At 54.0% G+C, this 12,208-nt stretch carries 10 protein-coding genes and 3 pseudogenes; 6 read left to right on the forward strand and 7 right to left on the reverse strand.

What is annotated here, in order from left to right; genetic code table 11:
• The 3 genes and pseudogenes from DQW77_RS17425 to DQW77_RS17435 form a co-directional block, all read left to right on the forward strand.
• Nucleotides 1-128 (forward strand): annotated as a pseudogene (locus DQW77_RS17425) (IS481 family transposase); the annotation flags it as partial.
• Between the two features lie 8 nt (nt 129-136).
• The gene (locus DQW77_RS17430) at nt 137-1,330 is read left to right on the forward strand and encodes a hypothetical protein (protein ID WP_147095018.1); all 1,194 of its coding nucleotides are present in this window, start codon (nt 137-139) and stop codon (nt 1,328-1,330) included.
• 576 nt (nt 1,331-1,906) lie between these two features.
• The gene (locus DQW77_RS17435; RefSeq protein WP_113259572.1) at nt 1,907-3,541 is read left to right on the forward strand and encodes a hypothetical protein; all 1,635 of its coding nucleotides are present in this window, start codon (nt 1,907-1,909) and stop codon (nt 3,539-3,541) included.
• Nucleotides 3,542-3,733: 192 nt separating this feature from the next.
• On the opposite strand, the gene DQW77_RS17440 is transcribed toward DQW77_RS17435, so the two are convergent.
• From DQW77_RS17440 to DQW77_RS17455, 4 genes and pseudogenes are all read right to left on the reverse strand, one after another.
• Nucleotides 3,734-5,119 carry an IS1182 family transposase gene (locus DQW77_RS17440; protein ID WP_113259574.1) on the reverse strand — a complete coding sequence of 462 codons (1,386 nt, stop codon included), beginning with the start codon at nt 5,117-5,119 and terminating at the stop codon, nt 3,734-3,736.
• Between the two features lie 146 nt (nt 5,120-5,265).
• Nucleotides 5,266-5,391 (reverse strand): annotated as a pseudogene (locus tag DQW77_RS18820) (Mu transposase domain-containing protein); the annotation flags it as partial.
• A gap of 30 nt (nt 5,392-5,421) precedes the next feature.
• The gene (locus tag DQW77_RS17450; RefSeq protein ID WP_113259578.1) at nt 5,422-5,772 is read right to left on the reverse strand and encodes a helix-turn-helix domain-containing protein; all 351 of its coding nucleotides are present in this window, start codon (nt 5,770-5,772) and stop codon (nt 5,422-5,424) included.
• 848 nt (nt 5,773-6,620) lie between these two features.
• Entirely contained in the window at nt 6,621-6,980 is a 360-nt protein-coding gene (locus tag DQW77_RS17455; protein WP_113259580.1) for a hypothetical protein, read from the reverse strand.
• 641 nt (nt 6,981-7,621) lie between these two features.
• On the opposite strand from DQW77_RS17455, the gene DQW77_RS18825 reads away from it, so the two are divergent.
• Nucleotides 7,622-7,819 carry an AlpA family transcriptional regulator gene (locus tag DQW77_RS18825; protein ID WP_113259582.1) on the forward strand — a complete coding sequence of 66 codons (198 nt, stop codon included), beginning with the start codon at nt 7,622-7,624 and terminating at the stop codon, nt 7,817-7,819.
• A gap of 151 nt (nt 7,820-7,970) precedes the next feature.
• Here DQW77_RS18825 and DQW77_RS17465 read toward each other — a convergent pair whose 3' ends face one another.
• Together DQW77_RS17465 and DQW77_RS17470 are read right to left on the reverse strand one after the other, a co-directional pair.
• Entirely contained in the window at nt 7,971-8,564 is a 594-nt protein-coding gene (locus tag DQW77_RS17465; RefSeq protein WP_113259584.1) for a transposase, read from the reverse strand.
• Between the two features lie 105 nt (nt 8,565-8,669).
• Nucleotides 8,670-9,428 carry a hypothetical protein gene (locus DQW77_RS17470; protein ID WP_113259586.1) on the reverse strand — a complete coding sequence of 253 codons (759 nt, stop codon included), beginning with the start codon at nt 9,426-9,428 and terminating at the stop codon, nt 8,670-8,672.
• Between the two features lie 21 nt (nt 9,429-9,449).
• On the opposite strand from DQW77_RS17470, the gene DQW77_RS18125 reads away from it, so the two are divergent.
• Nucleotides 9,450-9,698: a hypothetical protein gene (locus DQW77_RS18125; RefSeq protein ID WP_147095019.1), complete on the forward strand. Its 249-nt coding sequence runs from the start codon at nt 9,450-9,452 to the stop codon at nt 9,696-9,698.
• Nucleotides 9,699-9,726: 28 nt separating this feature from the next.
• On the opposite strand, the pseudogene DQW77_RS17475 reads toward DQW77_RS18125, so the two are convergent.
• Nucleotides 9,727-10,658 (reverse strand): annotated as a pseudogene (locus DQW77_RS17475) (IS5 family transposase).
• Nucleotides 10,659-10,881: 223 nt separating this feature from the next.
• Here DQW77_RS17475 and DQW77_RS17480 point away from each other — a divergent pair.
• Nucleotides 10,882-12,105, forward strand: a complete 1,224-nt coding sequence (locus tag DQW77_RS17480) for a site-specific DNA-methyltransferase (RefSeq protein WP_181711331.1) — start codon at nt 10,882-10,884, stop codon at nt 12,103-12,105.
• The last annotated feature ends 103 nt before the right edge of the window (nt 12,106-12,208 follow it).

Below are 12,208 nucleotides of genomic sequence, written 5' to 3' on the forward strand. Positions count from 1 at the left end.
ACAACCAGCAGCTCCCGCAATCAGCCCTGGGCAGCAAGACGCCCTTGCAGGCGATGAAAGACTGGCACAAACTCAAGCCCGACCTGTTCAGGAAACGGCCATACTACCTTCCGGGATCCGACACGTAGAGCGTCGATTGTGGCAAGAAGGCATTGAGTTTTGTACGAAGGCAATCGAAGGTGATGATCGAAACTCAGGTTATAAACTTGAGCCAAGTTTCTATTATTTGCGTGGAAGGATTCTTGAAGGCCTCATTGGTACCGAGATCGAACTTGTAGACACAAATTTGGCAAAAGAAGATTTTCTCTTAGCCCATCGCTATGCTGGGGAAGGTGATAAGTTCTTCCGTAAAATGGCCCTAACTCGTGCTGGCTGGTGTAGTTATTGCTCTGACAACATGGTCGAGGCAGAGAAGGTGCTCAGAGCTGCTTCCAATATTGTGGCGGTGGTGCCTGAAACAGAATTTCTCTTGGCAAAAGTACTGATGCACAAAGGCGACGCAGAAGAAGCAAAAGAACCCCTTCTGAAGGCAATTTCAGAGGAAAGCTTCTTCTGTTTTCGAGCGGCATCTGATGCAGATTTCAAAAATCACCTACCCAAAGTTAGATTGTGGTTTAAGGAGAAAAAAACTCAAACTCTTGATGAATTGAATCAATGGCGCAATGAATCGTTGCAACTCAAAACTCTTCATGAGATTTTTCATACAGTTTCGGGTTCGAATACTCAAAGTGATCGCTTGATGCACCTAGAGAAAAGCATGGAGGTTATTGATGAAAAGACTTACTTATCTGACCTGCTGGACTTTAGAAAACAAGAGCCAATTCTCATAGAAATTAGAAACGACTTCATTGTAAAGCAAAGTGACGCGGTAGAGGCTGAGGTCGCTGAAGTAATGAGGGCACTTCCCACAACCAGGGTTCCTTCTGTCCAAGTGAGGCATGATAAAGAAGCTGGTTTCATGGGAGGTGCTTCTGGCATGCTCGTAGGAGCTGGTATTGGAGCTGTTATAGCCATCATATTGACAGCAAATGAGGCGACTGGACAGGGCTACATCGGGGGCACATTTACTTGGATTTTTGGATTATTGATTTATGGGTTTATGGGTGTCGTAGGCGGTGGCTTAGCTGGAATTATTGTTGGCTGGCTTTTTGGAAAGGTTTCTGAAACATCTCGTGTTGAGCGAGAAAAAGCAGAAAATGAACGTGTAAGGAAGAAAGCTCAGGATGCTCTCTTTCAAGAGGAGACGCGAATTTCGCAAGATAAGGCGGCGGTAGCGGCTAAGAAGTCAAAATTTGACATTCTTTTACAGAAACTGAATTTTTCTGGCTAAACGACTCAAGACTTTGTTGCATATAGTTTAGTTGAAGAGATGCTATGGTCAGAAATTTTGCGAGCGAATGCGGCTAGAGTCACGATATCCTCATTGTTTTATTCTGTGTCGCACGTTGCCAATTTTGCACGCAACTTATGCACGCGGTAAGTGTCTTATATTAAAGTGACGACCGAGGTGTGCATAAATCGTGAGTTCTGAGCGACCGTCGAAAGCGGATAATTTCCAGACGTCAGCAGAGTCCGCATACTACCGGTTCAACGACCGCGCGGTGAAGGTCAGCTATCGCATTTTCGCGTCAAGGTCAGTGGGTCCGCTTTGGGCTGACTGGCGTCATCTGATAGTTTCCGTCAGAAACGTCGACCGGGTCGGCCCGGTTGAGCGGCGGCTCTGCGCAGGGAGCTGCCGCTGCAAAGTTGCGAACCGTGGTAGCCCATCAAGACGTGACCGGCCCAGAGGCGACTTTGGCACACCGTGCAGCTAACGGCAGCATCGGCCAGATCGGTCATTCAATCTACACTTGAGTGGCGACGACTGCCCGTGCTACTTTGATCCTATTTCAAGGGCGCAATTCCAATGTCCGAATACTTTGATCTGGGAGATTATAGTCGCCCTGCCAGCGCTCAACCCAGCGCCCAGCTATGGTTCGACCGGGGATTGGTCTGGCTGTTTGCCTATAACCACGAAGAAGCCATTGTGTGTTTCGAGAAGGCGGTGGAGTCCGACCCAGCCTGTGCGCTTGCCCATTGGGGCATCGCCCATGCTTTTGGCCCTAATTACAACAAGCCCTGGGAGGTGTTCACGCCCGACGAAAAAGCTCCGGCTTTAGCGCGGGCCCATGCCGCGCTTGAGGCGGGCCTGGCGCTGGATAGTGCCAAACCGGCAGAGCGCGCGCTTATTCAGGCGCTCGCATCCCGATACCCAACTGATCCCGAGATTGAGGACTACCAGCCTTTCAACGACGGGTTTGCCGCTGCAATGGAGCCGGTTTATGAGTCTTATCCGGACGATCTCGATATCGCCTTCGTCTATGCTGAGGCTTTGATGAACCGAACGCCCTGGCAACTTTGGGATACTGCCAAGGGCGTGCCGAACCCGGACGCATCGACGCCTGAGGCGATGGCGGTCATGGAGCGTGCCTTCGGCCAGACGGCGGGGGCCTGGGACCATCCCGGTCTGCTTCATATGTATATCCACTTGATGGAGATGTCGCCGCATCCTGAGCGCGCATTGCGTCACGGCGACCGGTTGAAGGATCTGGTCCCGGATGCGGGCCATCTGGTTCACATGGGCACGCATATCGATGTTCTGTGTGGGGAATATCAAAACGTGCTTTATCGCAATCTGGCTGCGGCCAAGGTCGATGACGTGTTCAAGGAATATGCGGGGGCGGCGAATTTCTATGCGCTTTATCGCATCCACAATCTGCATTTCGCCTCTTACGGTGCGATGTTTCTGGGCCAAAAGGGGGCTGCGGTGGCCGCGGCAAAGCGCTTGCGCGAAGAGGTGCCCGACGAAGTGGTGCGGTCCTATCCCGATATTTTTGAGACCTTCGTCGCCGCCGCGCCGCATGTCTATATCCGGTTCGGCATGTGGTCCGAGATCCTTGAGCTGGAACAGCCGCAAGACAAGGTGCTCTACGTCACGACAAATGCGCTGATCTACTATGCCAAGGCAATATCATTGGCCAATCTGGGTCGCCATGACGAGGCACGGGCGGCCATGGTCGAGTTTACCGCCGCATATGCCGAGGTTCCCGAAACGCGGATGCTGTTTAACAACACCGCGCGGAACGTACTTGCAGTGGGCGAAGAGATGATGAAAGGCGAGATTGCCTTCAAGGCGGGTCGACAGGCGGAAGGGCTCGATCATCTACGCAGGGCCGTCGAACTCGATGACAATCTGGAATACGAAGAGCCGTGGTCGTGGCCGCAGCCCACACGGCACGCCCTGGGGGCGCTCTTGCTGGAGGCTGGCGAATACGACGAGGCCGAGGCCGTCTATCACGCCGATCTTGGCCTTGATGGACAGTTGCCGCGGCCAAGCCAGCACCCTCGTAACGTCTGGGCCTTGCACGGTCTGCATGAGTGTTTGGCGCGTCGTGGAGAACAGGTCGAGTTGCCACATATTCGGCTATTGCTCGATCAGGCTGTTGCCCGCGCTGACATTCCGATCCAGGCCAGTTGTCTGTGTCGGGCAAGCGCGGCTTAGGGTCATTTTGCGCGAATTGCAGATGCTCTCTGGTCGAGACCACGCTGTTCTGCAGCGAACTACAGTTTTTTCCGCAACCTGGTCATTCGTACCAAGCGCAGCGAAGGTCCGGAATCCGCCGATTCTGTGGAAAAACTAACGTTTGCGAGCGCAGAAACGGCTGTTCCAAATGCGGCGCGAGTGCCTTTTTGATCAGGCTTTTCGCGTTTGCTGCGGTGCAGGAAAGATCTTGGCCAGTTTTCGGAGGTTTTGGGCGGTGGCGGCGAGGAGGAATTCGTCGTTTGCGCCGCATGGACCACGTAATCGGAGGCGGCCCAGGCCGAGAATACGTTTGAGGTGCGCGAAGAGGATCTCGACCTTTTTCCGAAGTTTCATCGAGATGTCGTATTGGCGGGTCTTGGCGATGTCGCGGGCAATGTCTCTGGCATCTTCGTGCTCTTCACGGGTGATCTTGCGGGCCTCGGCGTTGGGGCAGCATTTGGATTTGGATGGGCAGGCCTGACAAACCTCTTTCAGGGCCCGATAGCGTGCTGTGCCTTTGCCGCTCGGCCCACGGTTCGGGTCCGAGTAGTTGCGGCGGAACTGCTTGAGCGCATGGCCCTCGGGGCAGATGTATTGGTCGTTCTCGGCATCCCACTCGAAGTCCGCCCGTGTCCATGTCCCATCGTCGCGGCCGGCCTTGTCTATCACCGGGATATGGGGTGCGATCTTCCGATTCACGAGCCAGCCCAGCATCGGCCCTGAGCCATAGGCGGTGTCCGCGATAAGGCGTTCGGGATGCAGACCGAACTTTGCCTTCACCCGTTTCAACATGGTCTTGGTTGATCCGACCTCGGCCTGCCGGATTGAGCGGGTCGCCTCAACGTCGACAATGACACCATGGTCCGTATCGATCAGGTAGTTGTCCGAATAACTAAAGAATGCAGGGCCTTTGCGGGCTGCGGTCCACTGGCTGGCCGGGTCGGAATGCGAGGTGAACTTGGGCGTGACCTCGCTGGCAGCGCCGAAGGCGGCCTCGTCCAGCGTGTCGAGATACTCGCGGACCGCGCGTGGCGCATCTGCCGGGTCGATCCACGCTGCGTCCCAGTCGTCCTTCGGTGTGGAGTTCTGCTTGTTCGCATCCGCCTCTATCAGGCTCGCGTCGATGGCCATGCGCTGGCCGCTCACCAGACCTTCCTCGATGCAACGCGCCACCGTCGTCTCGAACAGATGACGCAGCAACTCGCTGTCACGGAACCGGCCGTGCCGGTTCTTGGAAAACGTCGAATGATCCGGGACACGGTCGTTCAGATCAAGGCGGCAGAACCACCGGTATGCCAGGTTCAGGTGGACCTCCTCACAGAGCCGCCGCTCGGACCGGATGCCAAAACAATACCCGATCAGCAGCATCCGGATCAGCAACTCGGGATCGACGGAAGGACGACCGGTGTGGCTGTAGAACTCGGTCAGATGGGCACGGATACTGCTCAGGTCGACAAACCGATCAATCGACCGCAAAAGATGATCTCGTGGAACGTGACCCTCCAGCGAGAACTCGTAGAACAGCGCCGCCTGCGCTTCCTGTCTCGGTCCCATCATCGTGCTAATCCTCCCGCCCGTTGAGAGAATTGAATCAGCGACTTACCAATCGATCAAGCGCGAGTTTTTCAACAAAATTGGCCGATTCTGTTCTCTAATCTGTCAATGCGCGTTTTCTGAGCTTCCTTCTTTTTGCGTCTGAGGTTGCGGGGCAGAACGGGGATGTAATGCAGGGGATCGAAGATGGTCCTGTCGCGCCCGAAGGCACGCTCGTGCTGGCCAACGATTTGCCCATCCTGCCAGCATTCCAGCCGGTCGGCATACGCCCTTATGCACGGCACAAAATTGGAGTGCACGGCGCCTTACCTTTCTTTCCGATTCAGTCGGTTGTAGATTGTTTGGCGGGTTACGCCGAGCTCTTCGGCGAGTTGGGTGACAGTTTTACCAGTTTCTAACTGTTGTTTGAGGTAAGTTTTCGGACGCTTGGACGGTGTAATGTACGCAGGGTGATCCTTGCGTTTCACAATCCAGTTGCGGAGTGTTTGGCGGGTTGGGGGGTGACCCTTGTAATGGTTGCCCATCGCTGCAAGTAGCAGTTCAAAATTGGCCCGATCATTCACGACACGTTCGAGTGCGTCGTAGATGGTCAGGTTGTGTTTCAGGGCCGTTTTCTCGGCTATTTTGATGAGTTGGTCGCGGGATTCTTGTAGCATGGGTCATCCTATTGCACGGGTAGACGTGTCTCCGAAACAATCGGAGACCTTGAGTCTGTAGGAATGGAAGACATTTCAGTCCTGGCGGGACATTCTTGTCCGCTGTCCGAGGACAATGGACATTTTAGTCCTGAGCCTGAACATGGCGGAGCATGGTTAGGGCTGTGGACCTTCACAGCGCCAATGTGCTCAGTTTCTATTGGGGTTCTTTGATTTCAGAGGGGGTAACCACCGGAGGCGGGTCTAAAGCCACTCAGTGAGCTTCTCTGTGAGATCATCACCATGATGATAAAAGAATACTTGAACCAGTTGGGGTGGGTGACCATTTCCGGAGCAGGCGCCAAAGTTTTGTTCTGAGTGTAAAGATCGCAAAACTTTCGCAACCCAAAATTTCTTAGTGGCAACTTTTTTTCTATCCTACAGACTCTCCTTTTCTCTTCCCCAGAAGTAAAAAGACGGAGAGGAGTTATAGTATAATAATATACTGCTGATCGGACAGATCGAGCACTTCTTGGTAAAAAACATCGAAAAATCAGTACCTTATCGTCACCCCCTCCACAGCCTTAATCTGTAAACCCCCAAACCCCCCGAAAATGGGGGTTTTTTGCACCCTCCACACCCTCAGGTTTAGCCCACAACCAAAACTAGAATCTGGCCATTTTTGGATTATTCAGCCTAATCAATGACTTAGGCCAAACTATTATGTATAGACATAATATTGGCTCAGACCCGAAAGGCGAATATTCTGGCCAGAAGGGTGAATATTCTGGCCGTAAAATGTCCATTTCAGACAAATCAGGCCCCGATCCCGGCACTTGTGCATAATGCACCTGTGCCAGGATCGGACCTCAGACGTGCGCCGATGCAAGGGAGCGATATTTCTCCCATGCTTCGTGCGTTCCGACCTTCTCCGCGTAGGCCTTCGCACGACGCTTCTGGTCCGCAAGCATGGCTATCTGATCACTAAGTGCAGAGCGGTTCGGGACTTCCTTAGGCTCGGCCCACCCGCGTGGCGTCAACCGCCGGGTAAACTCCTTCCCGGTTTTCATCTCCCGCAGACGGATCATACCCGTCTTCACGCTCAGGACGGTGTAGGCGCCCCAGCGAGAACCGACCTCGGGAAGTTTCAGGTCCACGTCCTTGCAGCGCGGCCGACGAGGCGGAATGATGCACTGGTTCGCTTTCAGGGTGTAGTGTTCGTTCCACATGACGGATTCCTTTCCTGTTGATAGAGGGCCAGCCGCAAAAATCACGCGTCAAAGATGTTTGACATTTTCCACAACGCGCCTGGAGCTAAATTGGACCTTACGGCTATCCATGATGCGATAGGCGATTTCTTCCCTGCCATCTCCGTCGAGTTGGTCTGCCAATCCGATCTTTTCTCCAACTAACTCAGTCTTATATCGAAAGTGGCAACTTACATTCGGCGCTCCGCAGTCTGGACAGAACAAGGCCAGTACATAGCTGCGGAAAGCTAGCAGCTATTGCAGGATTAGCCCTGGTTTCATCATGCGCGCGGTCACCTCAGTATTTGCTCAAAATAAGGGGAGTTCTGGCACTAAGAAATGGAGCGCGCTTTTTGGTGCAAGGAAAAGGCACAATCAATCAATGAAAGCCGAACGGAGTCAAGACAGAAGGGTGGTATGTTTTTTTACTAAAATCCGAGGGTTAGGTGCTTTAACTCAAGCGCAAATGTTTCGAGGAATTTTGGAGAAATCGCACTAATATCATATCAAGAATGCGGCATTGGCGTAATTATCATCAAAACGATGATTCATGAGTCGAAGCTGACATTGTTGGAAAAAATCTAGCCATTAGATAGGAACTAGCAGCAAAAGAGCGAATTCTGATGACAGCAAACACACAATTACTGACCCCACTAGAAGCCGCTAGCTATCTGCGTGTCTCCAAACGGACTCTAGATCGATGGCATGCAATGAGAATCGGTCCGCCGAGAGTGAGCGCTGGAAGGCGAGTATTTTACCAGCTCGAAGCTCTCCACAAATGGCTCGAAGACAATGAAGTGCATCCGATTGCGCAAGCTTGAAAAATTTTGGAAATGAGGCGGAAAAATGTTATCTTGGGAGATCGTAGGTTCAATACCTTGTGTAGTCAAGTCGAGACTGTTTGAATGCCGTGGCACGGGTGTTGTTGCGCAATTCGGACCTGAGGCGTGACTGCCCCTTTCCCCTCCGATGTCATGGCAGGTGAATGATCGCGGCGGTGCCGAAGGCGTTGAATCGGTTCATGAGGGCGATGCGAAAGTGGATTTCGGCGGTCTGGCGGTCGGGGTCTCGTGCGGCGATGCGCTCGCCGAAGGCTTTCAGGCAGCGCATCCTCGCCTTGATCCGGCTTCGGGTGTGGTATCCCGTCCAACGTTTCCAGAACGCCCGGCCGTAGTGGCGGGTGACGCGCAATGTCTCGTTTCTGGCGTGTGCAGCCGGGCAGTCTTCTTTCCACAAGCGTCCGTTCGTGCGGATCGGGATGATCGCGGTGCCCTGCCGGTCGATGATGGCGGTGTGGCAGCGGCGCGTCTCGTAGGCGCCATCGGCGGTCACGGTGCCGATCTGCTCGTCCTGGCGCAAGGGAAGCTTGAACAGCACTTTGATTGACAGGCAGAACTGGATGGCCGCATCGGAAAAGACCGGCGGACGTCCGGGCCGGCCGTCATGCGGTGCGCGCAAGATCATGTCCTTGTCGACCCGGATCAGCAGAGACCCCCGTTTGCGCAGCGACGCGTTGTAGCTGGACCAGTTCGTCGTGCGATAGCGGGCGGGAGGTGGCTTGCTCATCCAGCGCGTCTAACAGTATGGATTCACGAAGAGAATCCTCTGTCTCCAGAGATGTGCAACAACGCCCTGATCTTATCGCGATTAGTGCGGCTTAGAGCTAACTATCTAAGCTAAAATGTAAATGCCGGATATAATCGCTACAACAATCCAGAAAAACACCCAAGGGTCTTCAAAAAGTTTTCTGTATTTCTCATCCCTAACCCTTTTTTTAAGCGCCTCTTCCCGTCCAACGTAATAACCAACTTCCTCCATAACCTCGGTTTCTGACAGCCAGTCCTTATAATCGCGCGCGTCTTTAGTACGATTTTCATTTAAAGAATAATTTTTTTCAATTCTATATTTTGCCTCATAACCATCTTTATAGAGATAAATATTTAGATCTCCCGTTCGGGAGGTTTTCCCTTCATTCATTGTTGGCGCGAATGCGCCAATACTGATACAATTAATGATACCATACTGGTCTTCTGTAAGCCATATATTCAGCCCGCTTCCGCGCAATTTACTTTTGATTTTTTTGTAGAGTGGTTTAAGTAATTTGGCCTGATGTTTTTGTTCTTGGATTTTTCTCTTAAACGCCTTGTCTTTTAGCTCTTGTTCATTAAAGGAATTTTTCCGTGCGTCTTCAAAGGGGTCGCTCGCCATGCTAGCCTCCAAGAAAATTAAATAGACCCAGTCTTTTGTGAGCCGGGCCTCCTTAATTGTGTCCGTGGCACCCAGCATGCGGCCGCCGACGCCCCCGGTCAAGCCGAGACCTGCCCAGTCGACGGCGCCGGAGCCGGCGGCGACGCCGAACCGCCCCGAAAGCCGGTAGTCCGGCCATGTTGCCCGGCTGCCAGGCGCACCTTCTCCGTCCTCGGCTACCAATCACTCTAATCGAAAGCGATAATGGTTGGTGCTCGAGTTCCCCATGATCCTGACGTTTCTGGAGATCAAACCCATGCTCGAGAGCAGGTTGTCCGGCTCCTGGCCCGCGAGCTCTACAACGATCTGACAGAAGAGCTGATCAATCTCCTCGAATGGGTCATCGAAAACAATGTTGGCAGGGATGTTGAGAAGAAAATTAACCGTCTCATCAGCCTGACCCAGGGAGAAGACGTGCCGTCTGCATGGCGTTGTTGCGCAACTCCCGCTTGAGGCGTGACGGCCCCATACCCCGCTGACGTCATGCCGCGCGGACGATCTCGGCGGTGCCGAGGGCCGAGGAGCGGGTCATGAGGGCGATGCGGATGTGGATTTCGGCGGTCTGGCGGTCGGAGCCTCTCGCGGCGATGCGCTCGCCGAAGGCATTCAGGCAGCGCATTCTCGCCTCGATCCTGCTCGGGCGTGGTATCCCGTCCAACGTTTCCAGAATGCCCGCCCGTAACATCGCGTTGCGCGCAGGGTTTCGTTTCTGGCGCGTGCCGCAGGGCAGTTCTCTTTCCACAAGCGTCCGTTCTTGCGGATCGGGATGATCGGAACGGCGTCACGCTCGATGATGGCCTTGTGGCAGCGGCGCGCATCGTAGGCGCCATCGACGGTCACGGTACCGATCTGTTCGTCCTCGGGGATCTGGTCGAGCAGGTCGGGCAGCACGTGGCTGTCGCCGTCGCGACTGGGGGTGAATTCGACGGCGCGGATGTCGGACGTGGCCGGATCCATGGCCAGATGCACCTTGCGCCATTGACGACGGCCCTGCGTGTCATGCTTGCGCGCCTGCCATTCGCCATCCCCGAGGAACTTGATCCCGGTGCTGTCCACGAGCAGGTTCAGCGGCCTGTCGGCACGGCAATAGGGGACCTGCACGGCCAGGGTCTTTTGCCTCCGACACAGGGTGGAAAAGTCCGGCACCGGCCAGTCCAGTCCCGCAAGACGCAGCAGGCTGGCCACCATCCCGGCGGTCTGGCGCAAGGGAAGCTTGAACAGCACTTTGATTGACAGGCAGAACTGGATGGCCGCATCGGAAAAGACCGGCGGACATCCGGGCCGGCCGTCACGCGGCGCGCGCCAGATCATGGCCTTGTCGACCCGGATCAGCAGAGACCCCCGTTTGCGCAGCGACGCGTTGTAGCTGGACCAGTTCGTCGTGCGATAGCGGGCGGGAGATGGCTTGCTCATGCAGCCCGTGTAACCGCATGGATTCGCAAAGTGAATCCTCTTTCGTCAGAGATGTGCAATAACGCCCTGGAACTTCATCAAAGCTGCCGGATATGCCTCAGATTAAATGCAAAACGCTTTAAAGTTCTGAAGAAACACAGGTTTCGACTGGTGACGCTTTCGCGGAAATGAAATGATGGCGCCAAACCAATTCGCAACAGACGACAAGCGAAATGAGCACAACATGACTGACCGTCCCAAGGTCGAACGGGTAGACGACCAAACGCCAGGTCAACGCGAGGAGCTGTTGAACCGCCTCAAGGCGTCCGTGCCGGAGGCGTTTTCGGACGGGAAGCTGGATGTCGAAGCCCTGCAAGCCCTGTTGGGCGACAAGGTGGAAGACGGACCGGAGCGGTTCACCTTCACTTGGGCGGGCAAGCGGGATGCGATGGCGATGCTGCAAGCGCCGTCTTCCGCGACGCTGGCCCCTGACCCGGACAATAGCATCAACTTCGATGAGGCGCAGCATATGTTCATCGAGGGAGAGAACCTTGAAGTGCTCAAGGTGCTCTACCGGTCCTACTTTGGCCGGGTGAAGCTGATCTACATCGACCCGCCCTACAATACAGGCAACGATTTCATCTATCCCGACAACTTTGCGGACCCGCTGGACCACTACCTGAAACTGACGGGACAGCGCACCGAGGATGGGGACAACACCACCAGCAAGACCGAGACGGCGGGGCGGCTGCATTCCGGCTGGCTGTCGATGATGTATCCAAGGTTGTCACTAGCACGTCAGTTCTTGACTGATGACGGGGTCATATTCGTTAGCATAGATGACAAGGAACTTAGCAACCTTCTGAGGCTTCTTGATGAAATCCTAGGGGAAGAAAATCGAGTCGGTGTCATTTCTTGGAAGAATGTCACAGACAACAACCCGACCCTGATCAACAAAGACAACGAATTCATCGTTTGCTATGCAAAATCGAAGACCAACTTGCCGCAGAGCTGGAAGAGCTCAGAGTCGGACACCAAAGAAATCCTCGTAGACTTTTTTGAAACGAGGAAGCGAGAAGGCAAAACTCCCGAAGAAATCGAAAAAGAGCTTGCAGACCTCATCAAGGACAACAGGGAGTCCCTTGGCAATCTCACCCGGTATAAGTGGGTTGATGAAGACGGTATCTATACAGGCTCAGAGAGTGTTCACAACACAAAGCCGGGTGGCTACGAATTCGAAGTCATTCATCCTGACACAGAAAAGCCAATGCGGATGCCTGCAAATGGCTACCGGTTTCCTGAAGATACATTTCGCCAGATGGAAACGGATGAACTCATTCTATATGGCCCTGACCACAAACGCATCGTAAAGATCAAAAAGTATGTTCAGGACTATCAGGACAGCTTGAGAAGCGTCCTTGTTATGGATGGACGCCTTGGAACATACGTGTCGGATCCCGGAAGGTAGTATGGCCGTTTCCTGAACAGGTCGGGCTTGAGTTTGTGCCAGTCTTTCATCGCCTGCAAGGGCGTCTTGCTGCCCAGGGCTGATTGCGGGAGCTGCTGGTTGT

The sequence above is a fragment of the Roseovarius sp. TE539 genome (assembly GCF_003298505.1).
In the GTDB taxonomy this organism is placed as follows: domain Bacteria; phylum Pseudomonadota; class Alphaproteobacteria; order Rhodobacterales; family Rhodobacteraceae; genus Roseovarius.